The sequence below is a fragment of the Pseudomonas sp. AF03-9 genome, assembly GCF_020515815.1.
GTDB lineage: Bacteria > Pseudomonadota > Gammaproteobacteria > Pseudomonadales > Pseudomonadaceae > Aquipseudomonas.
The window spans coordinates 61694-84673 of record NZ_JAHPJF010000015.1; the positions used below are offsets into that span (position 1 = coordinate 61694).

Sequence of the window (22980 nt, forward strand, 5' to 3'; positions counted from 1 at the left end):
CCATGTTCGACAGAATCCTGGCTATATTCGTACTGGCGCTGGTATTGGGCGTGCCCCTGGGCCTGATCTTCCTGGTCACCGGGCAGTTCCTGATGGACTTCGTGTTCTTCTACCCGCTGTTCATGTCGGCACTGTGGATCGCCGGCGGCCTGTATTTCTGGCTGCACTGGGAGCGCCACTGGCCGTGGGAAGAAGACACCCCGGCGCCGACCCTGGCCGGCAACCCGCTGATCTCGATCATCATCCCCTGCTACAACGAGGGCGATAACGCGGCCGAGACCATCCATGCGGCGTTGGACCAGGTCTACCCGAACATCGAAGTGATCGCGGTCAACGACGGCTCCAAGGACAACACCGCCGCCGTGCTTGATGCCCTCGCCCTGGAACACCCGCGCCTGCGCGTGTTGCACCTGGCGCAGAACCAGGGCAAGGCCGTGGCCTTGCGCATGGGCGCCGTGGCAGCGCGCAGCGAGTTCCTGGTGTGCATCGACGGTGATGCATTGCTCGACCGCAATGCGGCGGCCTATATGGTGGCGCCGATGCTCGACAACCCACGCCTGGGCGCGGTGACCGGCAACCCGCGCATTCGTACGCGGTCGACCTTGATCGGGCGGGTGCAGGTGGGCGAGTTCTCCTCGATCATCGGTTTGATCAAGCGTACGCAGCGGGTGTTCGGGCGCATCTTCACGGTGTCCGGTGTGGTGGTGGCGTTCCGTAAAAAGGCGCTGGACCGCATCGACTACTGGAGCACCGACATGATCACCGAGGACATCGACGTCAGCTGGAAGCTGCAACTCGATCACTGGGCGATCTTCTACGAGCCGCGTGCGCTGTGCTGGATCCTGATGCCGGAAACCGTCGGTGGCCTGTGGAAACAGCGCCTGCGCTGGGCCCAGGGCGGCGCCGAAGTGCTGTTCAAGAACATCCGTGGCATCTGGCAATGGCGCCATCGCTACCTGTGGCCGCTGCTGTTCGAATACTGCCTGTCCACCGGCTGGGCGTTCACCTTCCTGCTCTCGGTGATCTTCTGGGGCCTGGGCAAGTTCATGGTGCTGCCACCGGCGATTGCCGTGGACTCCCTGGTGCCCCCCGCGTTTACCGGCCTGGTGCTGGCGATGGTGTGCCTGGTGCAGTTTGCCGTGAGCATCCTGATTGACCGGCGCTACGAAAAAGACCTGTGGAAAACCCTGTTCTGGACCGTGTGGTATCCGATGGTGTTCTGGCTGGTCAGCTTGTTCACTACATTGGTCAGCTTTCCCAAGGTGCTGTTCAACCAGCACCAGAAGCGCGCGCGCTGGGTCAGCCCGGATCGTGGGATCAAACCCGCCAACGAGGAGGTGTGATCATGAAACTGGTCAGAACTCGCCAAAACACCGTGATGTGGATCGTCGACGTGGTGCTGACCCTGGCCGCCTGGGCCGGGTTGATCTGGCTGCTGGCACGCGGGATCGGCGCGATGCTCGAGACCCACGGCGGGCCGCGCATCGAGGCGCCCATCTTTGCGGCGCTCAACACCTTGCAGATCTATCTGTGGATCGCGCTGTTCAACGCGCTGATCCTGGTCACCTGGGCGCGCTACCAGCAACGCAAAGGCCGCAAATTCGCCCAGCGCCGCGCCGAGGCCAACGCGCTCAGCGACACGCACCTCAGCGAGAGCTTCAAGCTCGGCGCGGGTGATCTGGAACAACTGCGCAAACCCGGTGTGCTGGTGATCCACAACGACGAAGAGGGCGGTGTGGAAGAAGTGAAATCCCACGTCTCCCGCGACGTGGAAAAACCCACATTGACCCTGGTGCCCGACCAGGATCGCAACAAAGACGCCAGTTGATCTAAGCCCGTAGTGAGCGGGCTTGCCCGCGCTGGGCGGCGCAGCCGCCCCAGGTCCAGACACCTCGGTCTTTCTGAAACACCGCAGCGTCCCGTTTGGGGCGGCTGCGCCGCCCAGCGCGGGGCAAGCCCGCTCACTACAGTCCCGTCAGGTTTCTGGCTTATTTGTCGGGGTTCATTCTGGATTTCGGCAAGGCGACCTAGATCAGGCCATAGCCAAACCTCCTCAAAGCGGCCCTCTGGCCCAGTGCTCAGTCGCTTGACCGCTCAGGTGAGGCAGAACCTCACGCGCCGTGTCTGCGACCCCGTTCACAAACCCAGCTCCCACCTCTACACCATTTGAACATTTCGTTTATCCCGGGGTCTCTACCCCGCCCACCCACACGCGGTCGGGCTGCATGGACTGCAGCGTTTTCAAATGACATTAAGGATTGATGTGAACCTCTCCCCTCTATTCCCCTGCCTGCCACCGCCCCTTGCGGTGCGTCTTCGTGCGCCTGGGTTTTAGGTGGGCACCTGGGGGGGAATGCACGCGGATCAATTGATCCATTCACTCGTTTTACCTACTGCCGTCGGGCGTATTGGCGGCAATGACCCGTAGTTCATGGAGTTAGAAATGAAGCGCAAGCCGTTCCAGAAAACCGTGTTGGCCCTCATGGTCGGCGCGATCAGCACCCAGCTGCTGGCCGTGGAGTTCGACCTGGGGCAGGGCAAGAATATTTGGGCCAGTGAGACCTTCAATGAGCCTGTGACCATCACCGGGCAGCTCTCCCAAGTGGTCGACCCCAGCACTACCCTGCCAGCGGGCCTGGGCTTTACCGATACCCACATCCAGGGTTCGCTGATCAACCGCGCCGACATTACGTTGGACTCGCAAGGCAAAACGATCCGTGCGATGGCCATCGACCCGATGTACTGGACCGGCCCGAACAACCTGCCCCCCAGCACCATCACGGGGGATGTGATTCAGGCCGGTAATATCCTGATGAGCCATGGCGGTTATGAAGGGCTGGAGATCGGTGACGCGACCATTGGTGGCAGTGTGATCAACTCGGGCACGATCCGCTCGACGGCGCCGCTGCCGAATGCACCGACGCTGGGTTTCGTGGGCGGTGGCGAAGGCATTTACCTGCACGGCACCACCATTGGCGGCGACGTTTCCAACACCGGCGTGATCAACATGGATGGCCGTGGCGCCACGGGTTTGATCCTTGATGTCGACGGCGCCACCCCGACCACCATCGGCGGCAAGATCCTCAACTCCGGCTCGATCATCGCCACGGGTGAGGACGCCCTGGGCATTGAAGTGGAAACCGCGACCAGCGCGCTGCGTATCGAAAACAGTGGGCTGGTTTCTGCCGACGGCAGCGCGGCGCGCGGCGTGCTGTTTTACAACGGCACCATCGATTACATCCTCAACACCGGCACGCTTGAAGCCAAGGGCACCGATGCCAGTGCCTTCGAGTTCAGCGGTGCCACCTTCGCTGCCAACAGTGCGACCGGCGCCCGAGGCATCGTCAACCGCGGCACCATCACCGCAGACGGCACCGCGATCCTGGTCAACGCCAGCGAACAGACCTCGCCGTTCGAGATCAACCAGCAAGCCGGCGAAATTCGCAGCAACTCCGGGGTTGCCGTGGACGCCGCCAACCTGGCGACGCTGAACTGGACCGGCGGCGCCATCGTCGGCGACCTGCTCAACCTCAACGCGGTCAACGTCGCCGGCCAAGCGAACTTCACCGGCACGCGCATCAGCGCGCCAGTCTCGATCAACTCGGGCTCGCTGAACCTCTCTGCGCAGGGCACCAGCGTCACTGGCGACCTCAACGTCGCCAACGGTGCGGGCATCGACATGCACCTGTCCGACCGCGTGGTGCCGACCAGCGCCTACCTGACGGTCAACGGCACCGCCACCTTTGCCAACGCCTCGAAGCTGACCGTGAGCGCCAACCCCGGCGATTTCGCCAGCACCCGCGACGGCACGCAATACACCCTGCTGCAAGCCACCCGCGTGCAGGACAACGGCCTGTCGGTGGGCAGTTCTTCGGCACTGCTCGACGTGCTCAGCTACTCGGCCGATGCGCAGACGGTCAAGGCCGTGGTGGCGGTCAAGGCCGACGGGCAAGTCCAGCAAGACCTCGCCGCCGTCGGCGCCAGCGCGGCGTCGGCCACGGCGGTCAACCGCTTCAAGAATGGTGTGTTGAGCCAGCTCGGCAGCGATGACCAGGTGTTCCAGGCCCTGGCCAACGCCGGTACGGCCGAGCGACTGGCGCAGATCAGCGACCAGCTCAAGCCGGACGTCAATCGCGGTGCGCTGGACGTGGCCTTGTCCGGGCAAACCGTGGTCAACGGCGCGATCTTCAACCGCCTCACCGAGCAACGTGAACAACAACAGCGCGGTGGCGTGTGGGTGCAGGGCCTGAGCAGCAACATGGACCAGGACGGTCGCGGCGGCGCCAACGGCTACTCGGCCAACAGCAGCGGCATGGCGGTGGGTGTGGACGGTCGGGTCAACGACACCACCACCCTGGGCGTGGCCTACAGCTACCTCAATTCCAACATCCATTCCGACCTGGGCAACAAGACTGACGTCGAGGGCCACGCGCTGTCGCTGTACGGTAACTGGTCGCTGCAAGACTGGTTTGTCGACGGCAGCCTCAGCTACGGCCATAACGACAACCAGAGCAAACGCCACATCGCCGGCACCACGGCCAAGGGCAGCTACGACAGCAATGTGTTGTCGGCCAGTGTGATCGGCGGCTACAGCTTCAAGCCGTCGCAGGCGGTGGTGATCGAGCCTCGTGTGGCTGCGCGTTATGCCAGCGTGCGCATGGACGGTTACGACGAGAAGGGTTCGTCGGCCGCGCTGAGCACACGTTCGCAGCGCTATGAAGTGGGCGAGTTGGGCGCCGGTGTGCGCCTGGCGGGTAACCTGCCGATGGGCGCGGGCAGCTTGCAGCCGGAAGCGACACTGATGGCGTATCACGACCTGATGGGGGATCGTGTCGCGCAAACCTCCAACTATGTGTTGGGTGGTTCGGCGTTTACCGTCACCGGCGCGTCGGTGGCGCGTGACAGCTACGAAGCCAGCGTGGGCGTGAATTACCAGGTGTCGGACTTCACCGTTGGCGCCAGCTACACGCGCCAGGCGCGCAGTGGGTTTGACGCTGATGGGGTGATGCTCAAGGCGCGCTACGCGTTCTAACCTTGCCCAATCAAGGGTAAACACGGTACCTGTGGCGAGGGAGCTCCCTCGCCATGGGGTTCGGTGTGATTTTGGAGAGGGATTATGAGGCGATATGAAGGCAAGCCATTCCTGCGGCTGTTGGAGTGCTATGTCCTGGCCGCCATCGGTGAGCTGAGTGATGAGCAGCAGGCCACCTTGCGCGCCATGGAACCCAAGCTGCATGAGGTGTATGGCACGTCGGGCAGTTGGCAGTCAGTGATCGAGGTGCAAATGGATTTCCCGGCGACCGTTGCCGACAAGATCCGGGCAATATGGCAGGCCAACGTCGAGAAGTTCGCCAACGCTGGCACCGCGATCAACGCTGAAGATTTCGCGCAACACTTTGTGGACACCAATTTTCCTTAAGGACCCGCCATGAAACCCGCAAAACTCCCCCTTCAAGCCTTCCTGATGTCCTGCCTGGTGGCGGGCTGGGGGCTGGTCTACGTGGGCCGTGTCAAATGGGCGATCTGGGTCGCCGCGTTTATGTACGGCGGTGTGATCTTGCTCGGTGCATGCGGTCTGATTGCCTCGCCTATCGGGCTGTACGTGTTTTTCGCCTTTGTGGTCGCGGTCAAGCTTGGTTCAGCCATCGTCTCGGCGGTGTTGGCCAAGCGCTACGATGGCCCGCCGGACGTGCCGCGCAAACGCTTCCACGCGCTGTATGTGGGCGTGCTGATCGTGCTGACCTTCGTGCTGCTGGAAGTGCTGCGGGTGCCATTGCTGGGCTTCAAGAACTACTACATTCCGAGCGGGTCGATGTCGCCGACGGTGTCGGTGGGCGACTACGTCATCGCCGATCTCAAGCCGGGTGCGCCGAAAGTCGGCGACATCGTGGTGTATCGCTGGAACGGCACCGAGGCGATCAAGCGCGTCGCCGGTGTGGGCGGCGATACCCTGGCCATCGTCAACGGCGAGCTGATCCACAATGGCGAAAACCTCGGCCTGTTCCACGCACCGGCGGATACCGTGAACGGCGCTGCGTCGATGGAACTGGCGCCGCTTAAAGTCGAACCGGGTCACGTCTATTTGCTGGGCGACAACCGCAACAACAGCAACGACAGTCGCTTTATGGGCCAGGTTGCCGAAGCCGATGTGGTCGGCAAGATCACCGGGATCTGGTTCTCCAGCGAGCGGGCGCGGATCGGGACGCGATTCCCATGATCAGCACTTCTCGGATGTTCACCAGAACCTTGACGCTGCTCTGCCTGGCCGCACTTGCCGGCTGCCAGGGCGTGCCTTATCGCGGCGCCGAAGATCAGGCGCGGATCAACAACGACCTCGCGCTTGGCGCCACGGCGGCGCAGTTCATTCCATTGCGTTGGGCGTATTCGAACTACGGCATTCAAAACGGCGTGCAGACCGAGGACGCGATTGCCGTGGTGCAGCCTGGGCTGGTGACGTTGGTGGGCTATGAGGGCGGGCACTATGTGCGCAAGGCCAGTTTCCCGGCCGCGGCGGTGGACTGCGCCTACGTGTTTGAAAGCGAGCACAGTGACCGCCCGGTGTGGCTGTTGCAGCGCGAACGCATCATTTTCCTGTCGCCGAGCGACCATCGCGGCAACGGTGATCAGGCCAGACGCTTGCAGTTGGTCAAGCAACTGGCGAGTAGCGGCTTCAAGATCCAGACCGATGCCCAGGGCTCGGCGTACCGCCCCACCGGGAAGTCGGAGCGGCAGTTGGTGCTCAATACGGTGATAGGGCATCACATGGAGGAAGTTGCCGAGAATCAGGCATACAACGTGTGCCGGCCTCAGTAAATCGGTTGGTCGACCCACCGCTCCCACCGTTGATTGGGGTTGCTGGGCGGTCAGTGCTCGGCTGGAGATAGACCAGACACTGCCAATCCCCTGTGGGAGCTGTCGAGCCCTAGCGAGGCTGCGAAGGCGGCGGCACTGTTGGTAGAGGTGTTGTCTGAACCACCGCTTTCGCGGGCAAGCCCGCTCCCACAGGTGATTGGGGTTGCTGGGCGGTCAGTGTTTGGCTGGAGATAGACCAGACACTGCCAATCCCCTGTGGGAGCTGTCGAGCCCTAGCGAGGCTGCGAAGGCGGCGGTGCTGCTGGTGGAGATGTTGCCTGAACTACCGCTTTCGCGGGCAAGCCCGCTCCCACAGTTGATTGGGGTTGCTGGGCGGTCAGCGTTCGACTGGAGATCGCCCAGGCACTGCCAATCCCCTGTGGGAGCTGTCGAGCCCTAGCGAGGCTGCGAAGGCGGCGGCACTGCTGGTAGAGGTGTTGTCTGAACCACCGCTTTCGCGGGCAAGCCCGCTCCCACAGTTGATTGGGGTTGCTGGGCGGTCAGTGTTTGGCTGGAGATCGCCCAGGCACTGCCAATCCCTTGTGGGAGTTGTCGAGCTTTAGCGAGGCTGCGAAGGCGGCGGTGCTGCTGGTGGAGATGTTGCCTGAACTGCCGCTTTCGCGGGCAAGCCCGCTCCCACAGTTGATTGGGGTTGCTGGGCGGTCAGTGTTTGGCTGGAGATTGCCCAGGCACTGCCAATCCCTTGTGGGAGTTGTCGAGCTTTAGCGAGGCTGCGAAGGCGGTGGTACTGCTGGCAGAGGAGTTGCCTGAACTACCGCTTTCGCGGGCAAGCCCGCTCCCACAGGTGATTGGGGGTGCTGGGCGGTCAGCGTTCGGCTGGAGATTGCCCAGGCACTGCCAATCCCCTGTGGGAGTTGTCGAGCTTTAGCGAGGCTGCGAAGGCGGCGGTGCTGCTGGTGGAGATGTTGCCTGAACTACCGCTTTCGCGGGCAAGCCCGCTCCCACAGTTGATTGGGGTTGCTGGGCTGTCAGTGTTTGGCTGGAGATTGCCCAGGCACTGCCAATCCCTGTGGGAGTTGTCGAGCTTTAGCGAGGCTGCGAAGGCGGCGGTACTGCTGGCAGAGAGGTTGCCTGAACCGACTTACAGCAACTTGCGCTGCACCGCCTCATCCAGCGTACTGCGCGTCAACGCCTCCACGACTTCCCGTGTATCGGTCTGGAATGGAATACCCACGATCAGCACCAAATGCATCCACGTGCGTACCGACTCGCTTTTTTTGACGCGACCCAGCTCTTTGCCATCCTTGTCTTTGAACACCGTTTCCAGGGTGAAGGTGTTCTTCGCCGTGGACGGGATGATGAAGAAGGTCGCGCCGGTGATGATCGCCGAGGCCATGCTGAACTGTTCGTTGTTGGACAGGGTGGCGTCGGCATAAATATCCGAGTCGACCTTGTCGGTGCTCACCCGCGAAAAACGATTGGACTGGCGAAACGAGTCGGCCACGGCCTTTTCCCACAGCAGCGCCGGGGCGCCAGCCACTGCGTTGCCCGGGCCGCTGTTGACCTGGTGCAGAGCGGTGGTGCGTACGTACGCCGTCGGCTTCTGCGCCGGCACGTTGGCGGTCGGTGGCCAGGTCTGCACCGCCGGCAGTTCGTGTTGCGAGTACGACACGCAACCGCTCAGCAACGCGGCAGCGAGCACCAGGCTGTGTTTGATCAATCCTTTCATGACTTACTCCTTGGGCAGCTTGGCGGTGGCGCTGTCGAGCAGTTGCGACACCAATTCATTCAGTTGCTTGGCACCCATGGTCGGTGCCCAGTATTCACGCCCGTAGAGGCCGACGTTGCGCTCGAACTTGACCTCTTGCTTGGCACTCGCCAGTTGCTTGCCGTCGCGGTCGACGATCGTCAGGTCACCGGCCACGTCAAAGGTGTCGACGAAGATCGGCCCGTTGACCCAGATCCAGATCGTCAGCGTCAGCAACGCACCGGGCACGTAGGCCGGGTGCACGCCACGGTGGCCCTTGAGTGAGGTCATGTTGAATTTCAGCGACACATCGTTTTCGCCCAGGCGCGTAGGGTATTCAGTGACTTGCTTGAAGTAACCGGCGCTGCGCACGTATTGATTGAGCTGCACGGTCAGGGAGCGGCTGATGGCGGTCTTGTTGGCGTCGTTGATGTCGGCGGCAGTTACCGCGACATCGGCGATTTGCGCGCTACGCGGGCTGCTGACAGCGGCAGGGTGGAGCGGGGCGCCGACAGGGCCGGTGACGGTGTAGGACACACAGCCGGTCATCGACAGCGCGGCGATCAGGGCGGTAGCCCGCAGGAGGAGTTTAAACACGCAATTTCCCTATAAAAAGAACGAACCAAGCCACTGTCTCGACCCCTCGGCGCAGAACTTGAATGAACAAGCTTTTATCGCGGGCGCCGCGCACGGCCGGGTTTCGAGCGTCAGGGCGGCGGTGTACAGTCACGGCCCGTTCTCGTAAAAAATCATGATGAAGCCAAACAAATATCCCCACCTGAAAGTGTTCTTCGCCTTCTGGTTCATGCCCTTTGTGTTTGGGTTGGCCGCAGGCCCCGTGGTGTTTGTCGCCACGTTGGCACAGCTGTTCAGCAACCCGCGTGCACTCGGGGAAGTGCATGGGCTGGAACTCTGGATGGTGTTTGTCACTACGCCGGTACTGGCGCAGGTGGTGTACCTGTTGCCCGCCCTGGGTTTTGCGCTGTTCGTGACCTTTTGCGCGTTCAGCAAAGGGCGCCGCACTTATACGATTATCGGGCTCAGCGGCGGGGCGGTCGCATTTGTGTGGCTGACGTGGCTGGACTACCTGGTGATGCGCGGCAGCACCAAGGGTTTTGTTTTTACAGACAATGCCTTAGCGCTGATTTCGGCGTTTTTCATTGGTGCTGCAGCCTGCGCCTTGATGGCGCTGATTGCCCTACCGGAGCCGACAGACGGCAGCAAAACGGGCGGCCTGGGCTCAGAAATCCCTTGAGAACCCCTCTCAACTCCGTAAAATGCCGCCGATTGTTTAAAGCTCGATACTGTTCAGGGATGAATTCTTACATGCGCGCGCTTGTCCTCTTTTTCGCCGCCTGCCTCATGGCTGGCTGTGCCTCCCAGCCGGAGTACTACATCTCACCGGCGCCAGTCACCATTCCCAAGACTGCAACCTACTGGCTCGACACGCTCGACGTTGAGGTGGTGGGCAAAAATGAGCGCTTCCTGTCCGACGAAAAGGTTCGCAAAGCGTTGGGTGTCGATATGGTGAACCGCCTGCTCGAAGCAGGTCGCTACGCCACCAGCAAGGACAAGGCCGACTATCTGCTGGATATGAGCATTGTCTACACGCGGCATATCCAGGATTCGAAAGGCGGGCTCGCCACACTGATCGTCGACGACAACAAACTGCTGCTCAGTGTCGATTTCAGCTACAAGGTCACGGTCAAGAAGAACGGCGCCGAGGTTCTTCACTTTTCCAAGGCCCTGTATGACCAAGTGCCCGGCGGCGTGATCGGCAACTTCGAGCAGTACAAGACCATGGGCGCCCTGGTGACCAATAACAGTAACTCCAGTGTCGAAGGCTTCTACTTCCGTGTTTACAGCCGCGACATCGTCAACGACATCCGCAACATCCCCACCCGCTAGTTTTACCTGCTGCACCTGCTGATTTCTCACTCTAGGAGCACCCTGTGAAAGCACTGTCCAAAATCCTGCTGACCGCCGCAGCGCTTCTGACCGTTGCCGGTTGCGCCACCGAGAGCAACCGCGCGCTGCCGGTGGAGCAAGTCGCCAGCGCCAACGTCGCCTATTCAGGCGTGCGTGTACCGATCGCCGTAGGCAAGTTCGACAACCGCTCCAGCTACATGCGCGGCATCTTTTCCGATGGCGTCGACCGCCTCGGTGGCCAGGCCAAGACCATCCTGATCACCCACTTGCAACAGACCAACCGCTTCAGCGTGCTGGACCGCGACAACATGGGCGAAATCTCCCAGGAAGCCGCGATCAAGGGCACGGTGCAGAAGCTCAAGGGCGCTGACTACGTGGTGACCGGCGATGTGACCGAGTTCGGCCGCAAGGAAACCGGCGACCGCCAGCTGTTCGGCATCCTGGGCCGCGGCAAGACGCAAGTGGCCTACGCCAAAGTCGCGTTGAACATCGTCAACATCAGCACTTCCGAAGTGGTGTATTCCACCCAGGGCGCCGGTGAATACGCGCTGTCCAACCGTGAAGTGGTCGGCTTCGGCGGCACCGCCAGCTACGACTCCACTCTCAATGGCAAGGTCCTCGACCTGGCCATGCGCGAAGCCATCAACCGCCTGGTGGACGGCATCAACGCCGGCGCCTGGAACCCGCGCAACTGATCAGCAACACCTCAAGGAGCAGTACACGGATGAGCAAGGCAGTGAAGTTGGCGCTGATGCTGACAGCAACCGCAGTAGTCGCCGGGTGCCACACGGCGCCCCAGCCCCTGTATCAATGGGAAAGCTACCAGCCGCAGGTTTACGAGTACTTCAAGGGCGAGCCCAAGGAAGCACAGGTCGAGGCGCTGGAACGGGATCTGCAAAAGATCAACGCCAGTGGCCGCAAGGCCCCGCCGGGTTACCACGCCCACCTGGGCATGCTGTACCTGAGCATGGGCAAGGATGACCAGATGGTGCAGGAGTTTCGCACCGAGAAGGCATTGTTCCCCGAGTCCGCGTCGTACATGGACTTCCTGCTGAAAAACGCCAAGACCGGAGTCGCCACCAAATGAGCCTGTTGAAACTCACCGGCGCCCTGCTGGCCTTGGCCTTGCTCGGCGGTTGCGCTGCGCCGAAGACCATCGATTACACCGCGTACAAACAGTCGCGCCCCAAGTCGATCCTGGTGCTGCCGCCGCTCAATGAGTCGCCGGAAGTGCAGGCGTCCTACAGCTTGGTGTCGCAAGTCACCTACCCGTTGGCCGAAGCCGGCTACTACGTGTTGCCGATTGCCCTGGTGGACGAAACCTTCCGCCAGAACGGCCTGACCACCGCCAACGACATCCAGGCACTGCCACCGACCAAGCTGCATGACATCTTCGGTGCGGACGCGGCGCTGTACATCACCGTTACCGAGTACGGCACTAAGTACATGCTGATCACCAGCGACACGGCAGTGACGGCCTCGGCCAAACTGGTCGACCTGCGCACCGGCACCACCCTGTGGACCGGCTCGGCGCGGGCCTCCAGCGAGGAAGGCAACAACAACGGCGGCGGCCTGGTGGGCATGCTGATCACGGCAGCGGTCAAGCAAGTGGTCAACAGCTCGACTGATGCGGCGCATCCGATTGCCGGTATTACCAGCGCGCGCCTGCTGTCGCCGGGCCAGCGCACGGGGATCCTGTACGGTCCGCGTAACCCGAAGTACGGTACTGACTAAACCCTCGGCACCGCAGGCAAAGGCCCTTCCCGGCAATGATCGGGGAGGGCCTTTGTCGTTGTGGATGGCTTTTTTTCGGCGTTTTCAGCCACGTCGATTGTTCCAGCGATTACGGCTGCGTACGTCGCTTTGAACAATATCCTCGGGTTTGACCTGCCCATGCGTCTTGATCAGCAGATCGGCGCGGCCATTGCCATTCAGGTCGATGGAGACACTGCCTTTGCCGGTGGCTTGGTCATACGTCAGCAGCGTTTCGCCCTCCTTGCCGCTGAAGGCCTGGACAAAATTCAGTCCCGAGACCCGGGCTTTTTGCAGGGCGCCGGACACATCGATCTTGTCGGTGCCGCTGGTGAAGTCCATGAGCGTGTCGGGCTGTTCGGGGGTGGAGTCACGGGCGTCGTTGTAGACGAAGGTATCCGCGCCGTCGCCGCCACGTATCTGGTCCGCCCCCAGGCCCCCGGTGAGCCGGTTGTTGGCTTCATTGCCGATCAACGCGTCGTGGCCTGCGCCGCCGACGGCGTTCTCGATGGTGCAGCCCCTGGCGATGGACACGTTGCCCTTGAGCCCGCCAATGTCTGAAAAAGCACCTGCCTTGAGATTGATGACCTGGTTGGACTTGTAGCCGGATACGTCCAGGGTGTCATTGCCGGCACCGTCCCAGATGCAGGCGATCATCCGGTCCTGTGCGGAATTGAGGGTGTAGTAATCCCGCTGGGTATTGGAATTGAAACCGTAGGTATTGTCTTCTTTGCGGGTCTGATAATTGGCGCCGTACTTTTTCTGGATCGCGGCAATGTCATCCATCATCGGTGCGAGGGGCTTGGCGCCGAGCTGTTTGCCACTGCTCTGATCGCCGAAATAGCTCATGACGGTGTGGGCGGTGGAATCCTGGGCATACACGCGCTGGCTTTCCGAGGCGCTGCCGTCGTAGTTGCCGGGGTGTTTCAGGCCGAGGGCATGCCCGATCTCGTGGGTCATCACTGTGCGTGTGGCCATGCGGGAGTTGTAGAGCGTTGCGCCACCGCCTCCTCCATAGGGTGTCGGATATGTGCCCTGTGCGGTGCGGACCCGGTTTGAAATTCCGAACGTCACCCGGCCTTCGGAGGGCCCTCCGTTCTCGGTGAATTGCAGGTTGGCGACATCACTCCAAGAGGTTAAAGAGCGTCGTGCTTCCTGTTTCTGGTACTCGTTGAACCCGCCTGGGTTGAATGAAACTGAAATTTCGGTGGTGTTGTTCTGGTTCTTGTCCTGCCACGTCGGCACGTTGCGTGTGAGCTGCTCGATGATCTGCTGATTATCGTAGGAGCGTTTGTTCACCCGGGCGATGTGAGGGTCATTTGGCCGTTGAGTCATGTCCTTGCCATCCCAGGTTTGCGGGCTGGGTTTGTCGGGGCCTGGGGGAAGCGTAAGGCGCTCGGGACGCACGGGCCTGTTCTCGGGCAGAGGGGTCGGGCGAGGCATTGGGCGAGGTATTGGGGGCTTAAAAGGTCGCAGCCAGGGGTGAGTGACAAATGGTCGGATAAAGGGGCGAAAAATCGGCGGAATGGAGAAGGGCCTAAAGAAACGTTGTGGCCTTGGAGGTGCACTGTAGGGAGCGAAAAAAGTAGGCACGCCAGAATGTATTTTCATTGTGTTACCGTCACACGCTGCTTGATTTTTCCTTGGTGAAAGTCTGTAGGCAAAGTCCTTTTGCGCAGGACCAAGTTCTCACCGCTGAAAACCACTGCCAATCGCTCAAGTGTTACCCAATGGTGGTTTATCCGATGCTGTCGTAAGTTGTTGCAGTGAGCTGTGGCGTCTGTTTTTTTGCAGATGAGGCGGGGCAGAGCGGGTTCCTATTTTGTTTGTCTTGGGGTTTTTCCTGATCGCGTCCGATGGACAACAAAAGAACCACACACGCACTTACAGGACAGCGCCATTCCCGAGCGCGGGTTTAAGAAAAATCCTCTATGTTTAACCCGAGCCCCGATCCGGTTGCGTCTGAAGGAGTGAACACATCATTCACCCCCGAGGTTCAGCCGCCATGCCCCGTCTTTTCTTGCCGCTCCTGCGCCCTGTCGCACAAGGCCTTGCCATCACCTCTTGCATGGCAATGGCAGGCTGTGGCGTGCCCACGTCCCAAGACACCGCCACGCCCCACGAAGAAGCCGCGACGGTGATGCCCAGCGTCGCGCAGGCACGCCTCGAAGGCGCACTGGTCAAGGGTGTGGCGCCAGCGCCGATGGCGGCGCCGTTGATGATGAGTGACGAGCGGGTCAATCCATCTCGTAACGAGCCTGGGGAGCAGTACGAACGCCTGCCGGACAACCCGGTGCAGCGGGTCGCCGAAATGCCCGTCTCGACCTTCAGCGCTGACGTGGACACTGGCAGTTACGCCAACGTACGACGTTTCCTCAATCAGGGCAGCCTGCCGCCCGAGGGGGCTGTGCGACTGGAGGAAATGGTCAATTACTTCCCCTACCGTTACGCATTACCCACCGATGGCTTACCCTTTGGAGTGACCACCGAACTCGCCCCGACGCCGTGGAACCCGCACACCCAGTTGTTGCGCATCGGCATCCGGGCGTCCGACCGCGCCGTGGCAGACCTGGCGCCAGCCAACCTGGTGTTTTTGGTGGACGTGTCCGGCTCCATGGACCGCCGCGAAGGTTTGCCGCTGGTGAAAAGCACCCTGAAATTGTTGGTGGATCAACTGCGCGATCAGGACCGCGTGTCATTGGTGGTCTACGCCGGTGAGTCCCGCGTGGTGCTCAAGCCTACCTCCGGCCGCGACAAGGCCAAGATCCGCAATGCCATCGAGCAACTCACCGCCGGCGGCTCGACCGCGGGCGCCTCGGGCATCGAACTGGCCTACCAGATGGCTCGCGAAGGGTTTATCGACAACGGCATCAACCGCATCCTGCTGGCCACCGACGGTGACTTCAACGTTGGCGTCAGCGACTTCGACAGCCTCAAGCAGATGGCCACGCTCCAGCGCAAAAGCGGGGTTTCCCTGACGACCCTGGGCTTCGGTGTGGATAACTACAACGAACACCTGATGGAACAGCTGGCCGATGCCGGCGACGGTAACTACGCCTACATCGACAACCTGCGCGAGGCCCGCAAGGTGCTGGTCGACCAGCTCAGCTCGACCCTCGCCGTGGTGGCGCGGGATGTGAAATTGCAGGTGGAGTTCAATCCGGCACGGGTCAGCGAATACCGGTTGCTCGGCTATGAGAACCGCGCCCTGAAGCGTGAGGATTTCAACAACGACAAGGTCGACGCCGGAGAAGTGGGTGCAGGGCATACCGTAACTGCGCTGTACGAAATTGTGCCGAAGGGCGAGAAGGGTTGGCTGGAGCCGCTGCGCTATGCCGCAGAGCCCAAGGCCGAAAGCAAAGCCGTTGAACTGGCGATGCTGCGTGTGCGCTACAAACCCGCCGCGGGCGGTGACAGCCAACTGATCGAGCGCCCCATCGGCCCTCAACCTGTCCAGGCCAGCGACGACCTGCGCTTCGCCGCCGCCGTGGCCGCCTTCGCCCAACAGCTCAAGGGAGATGGCCGCTACACTGGCAGCATGCGCCTGCACGACGTCGCTGCACTGGCCCGCTCGGCACGGGGCGATGACCCGTTCGGGCTGCGCAATGAGTTCGTGCAATTGGTGGAATTGGCGCAAAGCCTCAAACATTGATGCCCAATGTGGGAGGGGGTTGCTTCCTCCCACACTTGATTCACCGTCGACTTTCAGAAAGGAGTTCGCCATCGACATGGCCGTTCCAGATGACCTGCCCAGCGACGAATCGCTGCTGGCCCGCTACCGGAGCGGTGACAGTGCCGCGTTCGAGGCCTTGTACGCGCGACATCGCCAGGGCCTGTACCGATTCCTCGTGTCCCTGAGCAACAAAGCCGAACTGGCCGAGGAAATCTACCAGGAGACCTGGCTCAGCCTGATCCGCAGCACTACCCAGCCACAGGGGAGGGCGAGTTTTCGTACGTGGTTGTTTCAGATTGCCCGCAACCGCCTGATCGATTACTGGCGCAAGCACGGCATCCACAACCCGCTGCACGACAGCTACGACGAACAGCTGCACGCCCAGCCCGACGCCAGCCCCGGCCCCGAGCAACAACTGAGCCTGAGCCGCGACCAGGCGCGCCTCGACGCCGCGCTGCAAGACCTGCCCGAAGACCAGCGCGAAGTCTTCCTGCTGCGCCTGCACGGCGACCTCGAAGTGCCGCAAATCGCCGCCCTCACCAAAGCCCCGCTGGAAACCGTAAAAAGCCGCCTGCGTTACGCCCAGCAGAAACTGCGCCGGTTGCTGGCCGAGGAGATACCCGCATGACCGACTCTCGACACCCCCAGGATTCTGACGACGTGCTCATCCAGCACTTGCGTCAACACAGCACCGGCGAACCGCCCGCGTCCCTCGACGCCTTCATCCTCGCCACCGCCCGCCGCGAAGCCCCGGCACCACAGCCGAGCCTGTGGCAACGCTGGCTGCACGCCTGCCAACGACCACGCTGGCAAATGGCATTCGCCACCGTCGCCGGTTTGGCATTGATGATCGGCGTGGTCATGCGCTCGCCCGTGCCGCAGCCGGAAATCTCCACCGCGACCTTCTCCGCACTCCACGAAGAGGTCGCCAGCCCACCACCGCCGACGATGTCCGCCCCGGCGCCGGTGGCCCGGATGGCTGCTGCGCCACAGGCCGAGAGTGCGCAGGTCATGGGCTCGATGGCGGACGAGTCCCCCGCCAAACTTAGCAAACGTGCGCCAGTGGCGTTGCCTTCGCTGGAGGAGGGGCTGCGGGAGATTGTGCGGTTGCGGGCGGCGGGGCAGAGCAGAGCGGCGGATGAGAGGCTGCTGGCGTTGCACGAACGCTTTCCCGAGGAGGATTTGCCGGCGCGGTTGGAGGCGCTGAAACTGCGCTGACTCAACGCCCACAAAAAAGCCCCAGGCCATTCGACCTGGGGCTTTTTCGTGTGTATCTGGTGCCCCGGCGCCGTTTGAACCTAGGGGTGAAGTTCTAGTTTTTAAAGGGTTTGGTCGTCTGTTTCTTTCTAAGGGATACACCTGGGGATACACGGCGCCGGCTGCTGGGGTGTTTTCGGTCGGTTTTTCGCTGGCTGAAAAAGCCGTCGAGATTCGTTGCTCCACCCCCGACGAACGGTATCGTCATCGTGATAAAGCCGCCACAAGCGCAAAGGTATGGCCATCACCACCAATCCTTTAATGGATCAGTCCAAAAGTGGCCCGATTATTTCGTTCCTCACTTTTGAGAAGCAATCGCCACACTTTTGTGGCGATTGCGCTGGCGCCGTGTGGCGCTTCCCCTCACACAAAGGCGTTCCCTCCATTTCCCTGCGCCAGCACCACCCCGGATCAGGGTAGTGGCCATTCATGGGGTTAATTTCGCAAATCGTCGTTCAAGGCAAAAAGTGGTCGCGAGGAAGAGCTGACCTTCCATTTCGGTAGGGCAGGTTTCGCGTGTGGAGGCTGGCGGATCGGCGGAGTTTTCGCCGATCCCTGTCCTGGGGGCAGACTTAGGTGGCGACCTGGTCAGAATGAAAAAATACCACTTCGGTCTGGACTGCCATTCAATCTAGGAGCTCCCCCCTCGTGCTCTTTAATTATTTGGGTAGCGGAACGTTGTGCGTTCGAGCAAGATCGAACACCTTAGCCTCTACGTCTAGGTAGGAATCTAATATTTCTTGGGATACGTGACTGGCTTCTTTATTCATTATTGAAATAGCCAGTCCTTTGTCATCTTTGCGTTTAGTATTGAACGCAAAGAACGCTGTATACCGTTTAGGTGAAACACCTTCGAAGGTTTCGAAAATGATTTTGTTTTCTGCTGCGAGGTCGATGGAGATCGCGTCGGAGTGTAGAGCCATTGCTAAACTTTTTTCATATGGCTCGATATATACAACTCGATTGATTCCGGAGGCGATTATATGCCTAGCGCAGTTGTGGCAAGGGTAGGTTGTTGTATACATTACCCCATCCGTGGTACTGCCTGATGGTTTACGAGCGATATTTAAAATGGCTTCCATCTCAGCATGAATTGCACGGGAGTATTCAATTAAGGCTCCGGCAGGTGTTTCTTTCAATATTTTTTTTGAAATTTCTTCTGCCAGGCTTGGATCGATTTTTGCGGAGCTTTCCAGAATTCTGACAATGCTTTCTACCAGTCGACTTTTATGAAAGTCGTTGTAACATTTCCTTCCATGGTTGACACATCGTTGGTCATTCACATTATCGGCTGAATAAAGACCTCCACCGGCTTGTGGAACGTCATTCCAGCCTACCGAAAGAATATTACCGGATGAGTCAGTGATCGCAGCCCCAACCTGCCGGCTGAGGCAGGCAGACTTCAGCGAGGCTGAGTGGGCTGCATACATCCCCGACTCATCTCGAGTAGGAGTAATGCCATTTTGTCCGTGAACAAGTCCTACAAATCTGCCGCAAGGTTTGGATAAGTTTCCGATGCTGGTCAAATGATTTCTTATGAAGAAATCTGATTTTTGAACTGTCTTCTCTAATAACTGGCCATGATCAAGATTCTCGTTTCGATCTCTTTCAATTAGTTCTTGAGCAGCTACGGAGCTCATTCCTTCTTGCTTAAGTTGATCTATTCTTGAATGCTGAGGGCTCATTACGCCGACGAGATAAAATATATTTTTGTAAACTAATCTGAAGAGTTCTACTTCTGCGGGATTTTTAAGTTGGTCAATGATGTAAACAGTTCTCGGTGGGTCTTCTTCTTCGCTAGCGTTAATCTGAAGCTGCCGAGATATTGAAAGATTGTGAATGGCAAGGGTAGCTAAAGCATCATCCCCTAGTCGCTTGCGAATGCTATTGCCGAGATCTTGAAGTACACGGTAGCGCTCATCAACGCCGAGGCGATTTAAGTCTTTTCCAAAGTGCTCTGATGGGAGAGGGTGACTAGCAAAATATTCTTTGATTATTGTGCTGAGCTTGATGGTGATTACGTGGTAATTACACAAGCCAAACTGATTTTTTAGCTCTTCAACTACATCGGCTAGATTGCAGCCAACAGCTCCACATACGCCAATTACAATTTCTTTTGTCAGTCGAGATTTTATGCGAGCTTGTATGTTTTTTTCTTTTTCTTCGTTAGCAGCAGTAGCCTCGCCCATGCTGGGCAAAGCTTTTACATTCCCTGTACTCATCTCATTCCTGCTTACCAGTCGGTTTTTTGAGCGCGCCTTGAAATTTGCTCGGCCGCAATCTCGTACTCATTTTTTTTCTTTTTAGCTGCAAAAGCATCGGTATAGATCACAGCGCCTTTCAGGTCATCCTGGGTTTTCAAGTCCGTCCGATCTGACCTTCCCGTTCTTTCCTGAATGTTCATATGCTATCCCTTATGGATCAATTAAAAGCCTTGCAATTTTCTATCTGTTTGTGCTAGGGCTTGCTTGGTGTGGCCCGCGTTGATGATAAACGGTATAGCTCAGAATTTGTTATTCGTTGGTCTGAATTCATAATTGTATTTTTCTACTGGAGAAGGGGTTTTTACTAAGAATACCCAGATCTTGTGGACGCTCTTGTGGGAATTTGGTCATCGGTGGCCTGCAAAGCCATTAATCCGAAATTGCCAGGATCATCATTAGCAATGAGTGCGCCCGAGGATCATCGTTCAATTTACGGGTAGGGGGGGTGACCCTAGGTGTGCCAGATCTTTGCCGTTCCCCCAACCTTTCCCCCAGATTAAAGAAGTGCTTCGATGCCCTAGGTAATACTTGACGAGCATCAAGCGCCAGCACCCCACCTTTAACGCTGGAAGCGGCGCGCTCCCTGGGTTGCAGGCAACTTGCCCGCGTTCTGTCGGCGAATATCCGTCTAGGGCCTGTCTAGTATTGCCTGGCGCGCTAAGCATTTTTCTGGCCCGGTATTTCACCACCCCATCTCACCAGGATATTGATCGAGCATCTACCTTGACGGCCGCCTCCCGAATTTTAGACGGGGCTGGTGCTGGCCAGGCAGCCCGAATGCTCGCAAAGCCTTGACCTGCGTGGCTATCAGCGCTCCAGCCGCTGGTGGTGGCAGATAAATCCGTCAAGACCTGTCAAGAATTTCGTCAAGGCTGGTCAAGGATAACGGTCGCGTTTGCCGGTTCGATCGTGTGTCACTTGTCCCGCAAGTTACTGTCTCGGCAAGCCCCTTTTTCTGGACGAGATAGCTATCCGGCCTCATGCCCGATCTGCCGCCAGCCTTTGCTGGCTTTGGCCCGCGGGTCGAGTCGGATGAGCTGCGGCGTCTCCAGCCGTCCAGAGCCTGTCTAGAATCCTGGCGAGTGTCATACCTCGCCGAGGCTCCCGGCGACGGTCAGCTCAGCAATGCCCTGGCGAATGAACACCAGGTTCTCGTCGAGCGTCTCCAGTGCGCCGCGCACGTTGTTGGCAATATCCGCCGATCCGCGCTGTTCGACCCAGTTGGAAAGCTCCTCCACTGCCGCGCCCAGTGCGAGCTGGTTTTGATTGAGGCAGTCGAACAGGCTGGCGATCAGTTTGGTATCCGTCATGGTGGTTCTCCTTGTTTCGAGAGAGCGTAGCACCGGCGCCGTAAGTGCCCGGAATCACCTTTACGTGGTTTATGCCTGCCGGCGGCAAAGTGGCCTTGAGATGTGGTACGGGATTTCCCCGCATCTCATGTGTGCGCCCCGCCAGCATTGGCCGCTGCGCGTTCTCAGGCGGCTACGCTTGCCGAATCCGTCTCATGCCTGTCTCACATTTTCCAGCGATTCGGTAAAGACCAGGTAAAAGTAGGCAGGCCAAAAGCGCCGCATCCGTCAGGGGTCTGTCAGGGGTATCAGCGGCCAAGGTGGCGCTTGTTTGACGGGCTGGGCGCGTAACAAGCCTCAGACGCCCATCCGGCGAGGGTTTGGTCTAATGGCTGTCTCGCATTCCGTCAAAGCGTGGTCAAAGTGGGGTGAGTCAAACAGTTCTAGTCACTAGGCGATCGGTCAAACGCCGCGAGGATAGAAATTGATCAAGAGCCGGTAATCAGGAAAAAGGGCAGCGTAAAACCCTTCCGTTAGAACTAGCTTGGCAATCACCTCCTCTGCGTTCGTATATCCAGCTTTTTTGAGCACTGGCATAACATCGTCCGTAATCTCAACTAGTCGTCGCTCCAAGGCCTCGAGGCGGTCATGTTCGACGTCCATCTGGATAACGGAAAAAATATTGTGTCCTGATGCGGCCGTTCCACCGCCTATTGGGCCGTACGTAGTGCCATCCTTGGTTAGGAAAAAGGAGTTGGTGTGTTTTTTCCTTAGAGCTGCTCTCTGCGTATCAGTGAGCCTTTCCCCTCTCACACCGTGCATAACCCAGCGAGCGACTGACTCCGGCCAGTTACGATGGACTGTTTCGACGACTTCGCTCTCTGTCCACGCTCCATGGCTGTACACATCTACTGCATAGAAATGCTCGTCCGTGACTCTGGCAAAGAGCAGAGGGCCTGTGCGACGTGCAAAGCCATTTTGGATATCGGTGCCTAGGTGTAAGTGGTAGACCCCCCAATCATTCAGCATCGGATCTGTGTCTTCTGGGTTATTAATCAACTTGCTCAGGTGAGGGGTTAGATCTTCCCCATCTTTCACTTTTTGCTGTATTAGGTCCCAGCCAGCCTGGTGTTCTGCTGGGCACTCGAAGGTATCCGATACAAGTAGCGTCCTAGGCCTCGCGGATATGCGTCTTTGTGCTGCGTTGAAGTAATGAACCGGGACGTCTGTAGTAAGTCCTGTCGTGTCCATCCCCCATTCCTTGCTCATGATCTCCTTGAGCGTGTCGTGCCAGTCTGCCTTGAAGTCCATGATCAATTTCATTAGGGCGCCCTCCGATTTGCGCATCTTGATCCTACGCGTCCGTAGGCGTTTGTGAAGAGTCTGCAACTTCGCCGCGCCACCTCCTTGGGATTGTTCGGCAACTGATCGGGTTGCCAGTGGAAACCACTGCAAAACCCTGGAAACCACAGTGGAAACCAGCGCCTGGCAACCATAACTTTTGATAACAGGCTGGCGGCGTGGTTCGCACCAGGTTCGCGTTAGAGGGTGCGAACCTCAGTGCGAACCTGCTGCCGGTACGCACCCAAATGCGTACTAGCAGTGCGCAATTTGCGCAATTGCTGCGCAGTAAACCGGCGGACCTGCTGGCGCTGCATTTTTAACCTGGTTCTTACAGGTCACCACGAAGGCGTCTGCACTAAAACGACGGACAATAAGCTAGGATCTTGAGCTCAAGCCAGAATGCGGATGTTAAACCTATGGAAAGCAATCAGGACACCCTGACAAGGTTGCGTGAGAGCAATCTCCGCGACCCGCTTATGCACGCGCAGGCTCTCTATTCGATAGAAGAGGGGGTGAAAAGCATGGCGCTCGCGACTGACCGTCTGGTCGACCAAGTGGAAGAGTTGGAGGCAGGTCAAAAGCGGCGCTACGAGGATCTGTGTAGCTACTTGCTGAGTGGACCGCAAAACACAGCACCGGAGATCGTTCGTTCCCTTCGCCATATCAAAGTGCTTCTCGTGGTCATACTGATTTTGTTCGTCATCAATCTTTTCAGGTGAAGCGACAACTGAGCGTGGCCGCGCGTTTACACCACGTGCGCGACGGGCGTGCGCGAAACACGCCGCCGGAACTGGGCGCCAGCCTTCCGTGGAGTTGTTCTGCAAATTGGTCACTGATGGTGTGCACCGCGCTTGGCCACCACCCTTGTTCCGGAGTGGATCAACGCCAAACCGTGGATACCAGAGTGGATAC

At 59.2% G+C, this 22980-nt stretch carries 22 protein-coding genes; 15 read left to right on the forward strand and 7 right to left on the reverse strand.

Annotation, left to right across the window (positions count from 1 at the left end):
* The first annotated feature begins 2 nt into the window (after window positions 1-2).
* From pgaC to LIY36_RS19170, 6 genes are all read left to right on the forward strand, one after another.
* Entirely contained in the window at window positions 3-1343 is a 1341-nt protein-coding gene (pgaC, locus tag LIY36_RS19145; protein ID WP_192298546.1) for a poly-beta-1,6-N-acetyl-D-glucosamine synthase, read from the forward strand.
* A gap of 2 nt (window positions 1344-1345) precedes the next feature.
* A complete protein-coding gene (gene pgaD / locus LIY36_RS19150) occupies window positions 1346-1828 on the forward strand; it encodes a poly-beta-1,6-N-acetyl-D-glucosamine biosynthesis protein PgaD (RefSeq protein WP_226456628.1) in 483 nt (160 codons plus the stop codon).
* A gap of 615 nt (window positions 1829-2443) precedes the next feature.
* Entirely contained in the window at window positions 2444-5032 is a 2589-nt protein-coding gene (locus tag LIY36_RS19155) for an autotransporter family protein (RefSeq protein ID WP_226456630.1), read from the forward strand.
* 84 nt (window positions 5033-5116) lie between these two features.
* The gene (locus tag LIY36_RS19160; RefSeq protein ID WP_192298543.1) at window positions 5117-5419 is read left to right on the forward strand and encodes a hypothetical protein; all 303 of its coding nucleotides are present in this window, start codon (window positions 5117-5119) and stop codon (window positions 5417-5419) included.
* A 9-nt stretch (window positions 5420-5428) separates the two neighbouring features.
* A complete protein-coding gene (gene lepB, locus LIY36_RS19165; protein ID WP_226456631.1) occupies window positions 5429-6217 on the forward strand; it encodes a signal peptidase I in 789 nt (262 codons plus the stop codon).
* On the forward strand, window positions 6214-6813 hold the full coding sequence (locus LIY36_RS19170; RefSeq protein WP_226456632.1) for a hypothetical protein: 600 nt from the start codon (window positions 6214-6216) through the stop codon (window positions 6811-6813). Before lepB ends, LIY36_RS19170 begins: the two co-directional genes overlap by 4 nt.
* 1141 nt (window positions 6814-7954) lie before the next feature.
* On the opposite strand, the gene LIY36_RS19175 is transcribed toward LIY36_RS19170, so the two are convergent.
* Together LIY36_RS19175 and LIY36_RS19180 are read right to left on the reverse strand one after the other, a co-directional pair.
* A complete protein-coding gene (locus tag LIY36_RS19175; RefSeq protein ID WP_226456633.1) occupies window positions 7955-8542 on the reverse strand; it encodes a hypothetical protein in 588 nt (195 codons plus the stop codon).
* A gap of 3 nt (window positions 8543-8545) precedes the next feature.
* Window positions 8546-9157 (reverse strand): hypothetical protein, encoded by a 612-nt coding sequence (locus LIY36_RS19180; RefSeq protein ID WP_226456634.1) that lies wholly within the window; start codon window positions 9155-9157, stop codon window positions 8546-8548.
* Window positions 9158-9311: 154 nt separating this feature from the next.
* Here LIY36_RS19180 and LIY36_RS19185 point away from each other — a divergent pair, with 154 nt between their 5' ends.
* From LIY36_RS19185 to LIY36_RS19205, 5 genes are all read left to right on the forward strand, one after another.
* On the forward strand, window positions 9312-9815 hold the full coding sequence (locus tag LIY36_RS19185; RefSeq protein ID WP_226456635.1) for a hypothetical protein: 504 nt from the start codon (window positions 9312-9314) through the stop codon (window positions 9813-9815).
* A gap of 71 nt (window positions 9816-9886) precedes the next feature.
* Window positions 9887-10468, forward strand: a complete 582-nt coding sequence (locus LIY36_RS19190) for a hypothetical protein (RefSeq protein WP_226456637.1) — start codon at window positions 9887-9889, stop codon at window positions 10466-10468.
* Window positions 10469-10512: 44 nt separating this feature from the next.
* On the forward strand, window positions 10513-11184 hold the full coding sequence (locus LIY36_RS19195) for a CsgG/HfaB family protein (protein WP_226456638.1): 672 nt from the start codon (window positions 10513-10515) through the stop codon (window positions 11182-11184).
* Window positions 11185-11213: 29 nt separating this feature from the next.
* A complete protein-coding gene (locus LIY36_RS19200) occupies window positions 11214-11576 on the forward strand; it encodes a DUF4810 domain-containing protein (protein WP_192298535.1) in 363 nt (120 codons plus the stop codon).
* Window positions 11573-12223 (forward strand): DUF799 domain-containing protein, encoded by a 651-nt coding sequence (locus LIY36_RS19205; protein ID WP_226456640.1) that lies wholly within the window; start codon window positions 11573-11575, stop codon window positions 12221-12223. The genes LIY36_RS19200 and LIY36_RS19205 overlap by 4 nt, the downstream gene beginning before the upstream one ends.
* Window positions 12224-12307: 84 nt before the next feature.
* On the opposite strand, the gene LIY36_RS19210 is transcribed toward LIY36_RS19205, so the two are convergent.
* The gene (locus LIY36_RS19210; RefSeq protein ID WP_226456642.1) at window positions 12308-13576 is read right to left on the reverse strand and encodes a M10 family metallopeptidase C-terminal domain-containing protein; all 1269 of its coding nucleotides are present in this window, start codon (window positions 13574-13576) and stop codon (window positions 12308-12310) included.
* Window positions 13577-14381: 805 nt separating this feature from the next.
* Here LIY36_RS19210 and LIY36_RS19215 point away from each other — a divergent pair.
* The 3 genes from LIY36_RS19215 to LIY36_RS19225 all read left to right on the forward strand — a co-directional run bounded on the left by LIY36_RS19215 (window position 14382) and on the right by LIY36_RS19225 (window position 17132).
* The gene (locus LIY36_RS19215) at window positions 14382-15893 is read left to right on the forward strand and encodes a vWA domain-containing protein (RefSeq protein WP_442962224.1); all 1512 of its coding nucleotides are present in this window, start codon (window positions 14382-14384) and stop codon (window positions 15891-15893) included.
* 76 nt (window positions 15894-15969) lie between these two features.
* The gene (locus LIY36_RS19220) at window positions 15970-16542 is read left to right on the forward strand and encodes an RNA polymerase sigma factor (protein ID WP_226456645.1); all 573 of its coding nucleotides are present in this window, start codon (window positions 15970-15972) and stop codon (window positions 16540-16542) included.
* Window positions 16539-17132 (forward strand): hypothetical protein, encoded by a 594-nt coding sequence (locus tag LIY36_RS19225; RefSeq protein WP_226456647.1) that lies wholly within the window; start codon window positions 16539-16541, stop codon window positions 17130-17132. The genes LIY36_RS19220 and LIY36_RS19225 overlap by 4 nt, the downstream gene beginning before the upstream one ends.
* 698 nt (window positions 17133-17830) lie before the next feature.
* On the opposite strand, the gene LIY36_RS19230 is transcribed toward LIY36_RS19225, so the two are convergent.
* From LIY36_RS19230 to LIY36_RS19245, 4 genes are all read right to left on the reverse strand, one after another.
* Window positions 17831-19393: an anti-phage dCTP deaminase gene (locus LIY36_RS19230; RefSeq protein ID WP_226456648.1), complete on the reverse strand. Its 1563-nt coding sequence runs from the start codon at window positions 19391-19393 to the stop codon at window positions 17831-17833.
* A gap of 11 nt (window positions 19394-19404) precedes the next feature.
* Window positions 19405-19575 (reverse strand): hypothetical protein, encoded by a 171-nt coding sequence (locus tag LIY36_RS19235; protein ID WP_166742137.1) that lies wholly within the window; start codon window positions 19573-19575, stop codon window positions 19405-19407.
* 945 nt (window positions 19576-20520) lie between these two features.
* Window positions 20521-20745, reverse strand: coding sequence for a hypothetical protein (locus LIY36_RS19240; RefSeq protein ID WP_226456649.1), 225 nt, complete (start codon window positions 20743-20745; stop codon window positions 20521-20523).
* Between the two features lie 441 nt (window positions 20746-21186).
* Window positions 21187-22047 (reverse strand): hypothetical protein, encoded by an 861-nt coding sequence (locus LIY36_RS19245; protein ID WP_226456650.1) that lies wholly within the window; start codon window positions 22045-22047, stop codon window positions 21187-21189.
* Window positions 22048-22484: 437 nt separating this feature from the next.
* Here LIY36_RS19245 and LIY36_RS19250 point away from each other — a divergent pair, with 437 nt between their 5' ends.
* A complete protein-coding gene (locus LIY36_RS19250) occupies window positions 22485-22787 on the forward strand; it encodes a hypothetical protein (RefSeq protein ID WP_125969308.1) in 303 nt (100 codons plus the stop codon).
* Window positions 22788-22980: the final 193 nt, after the last annotated feature.

Excerpts from the sequence above, each read along its gene's own strand:
- pgaC (WP_192298546.1), top strand. The coding sequence starts at position 3 with ATGTTCGACAGAATCCTGGCTATATTCGTACTGGCGCTGGTATTGGGC.
- pgaD (WP_226456628.1), top strand. The coding sequence starts at position 1,346 with ATGAAACTGGTCAGAACTCGCCAAAACACCGTGATGTGGATCGTCGAC.
- LIY36_RS19155 (WP_226456630.1), top strand. The coding sequence starts at position 2,444 with ATGAAGCGCAAGCCGTTCCAGAAAACCGTGTTGGCCCTCATGGTCGGC.
- LIY36_RS19160 (WP_192298543.1), top strand. The coding sequence starts at position 5,117 with ATGAGGCGATATGAAGGCAAGCCATTCCTGCGGCTGTTGGAGTGCTAT.
- lepB (WP_226456631.1), top strand. The coding sequence starts at position 5,429 with ATGAAACCCGCAAAACTCCCCCTTCAAGCCTTCCTGATGTCCTGCCTG.
- LIY36_RS19170 (WP_226456632.1), top strand. The coding sequence starts at position 6,214 with ATGATCAGCACTTCTCGGATGTTCACCAGAACCTTGACGCTGCTCTGC.
- LIY36_RS19175 (WP_226456633.1), bottom strand. The coding sequence starts at position 8,542 with ATGAAAGGATTGATCAAACACAGCCTGGTGCTCGCTGCCGCGTTGCTG.
- LIY36_RS19185 (WP_226456635.1), top strand. The coding sequence starts at position 9,312 with ATGATGAAGCCAAACAAATATCCCCACCTGAAAGTGTTCTTCGCCTTC.
- LIY36_RS19190 (WP_226456637.1), top strand. The coding sequence starts at position 9,887 with ATGCGCGCGCTTGTCCTCTTTTTCGCCGCCTGCCTCATGGCTGGCTGT.
- LIY36_RS19200 (WP_192298535.1), top strand. The coding sequence starts at position 11,214 with ATGAGCAAGGCAGTGAAGTTGGCGCTGATGCTGACAGCAACCGCAGTA.
- LIY36_RS19205 (WP_226456640.1), top strand. The coding sequence starts at position 11,573 with ATGAGCCTGTTGAAACTCACCGGCGCCCTGCTGGCCTTGGCCTTGCTC.
- LIY36_RS19210 (WP_226456642.1), bottom strand. The coding sequence starts at position 13,576 with ATGACTCAACGGCCAAATGACCCTCACATCGCCCGGGTGAACAAACGC.
- LIY36_RS19215 (WP_442962224.1), top strand. The coding sequence starts at position 14,382 with ATGCCCAGCGTCGCGCAGGCACGCCTCGAAGGCGCACTGGTCAAGGGT.
- LIY36_RS19220 (WP_226456645.1), top strand. The coding sequence starts at position 15,970 with ATGGCCGTTCCAGATGACCTGCCCAGCGACGAATCGCTGCTGGCCCGC.
- LIY36_RS19225 (WP_226456647.1), top strand. The coding sequence starts at position 16,539 with ATGACCGACTCTCGACACCCCCAGGATTCTGACGACGTGCTCATCCAG.
- LIY36_RS19230 (WP_226456648.1), bottom strand. The coding sequence starts at position 19,393 with ATGAGTACAGGGAATGTAAAAGCTTTGCCCAGCATGGGCGAGGCTACT.
- LIY36_RS19235 (WP_166742137.1), bottom strand. The coding sequence starts at position 19,575 with ATGAACATTCAGGAAAGAACGGGAAGGTCAGATCGGACGGACTTGAAA.
- LIY36_RS19240 (WP_226456649.1), bottom strand. The coding sequence starts at position 20,745 with ATGACGGATACCAAACTGATCGCCAGCCTGTTCGACTGCCTCAATCAA.
- LIY36_RS19245 (WP_226456650.1), bottom strand. The coding sequence starts at position 22,047 with ATGAAATTGATCATGGACTTCAAGGCAGACTGGCACGACACGCTCAAG.
- LIY36_RS19250 (WP_125969308.1), top strand. The coding sequence starts at position 22,485 with ATGGAAAGCAATCAGGACACCCTGACAAGGTTGCGTGAGAGCAATCTC.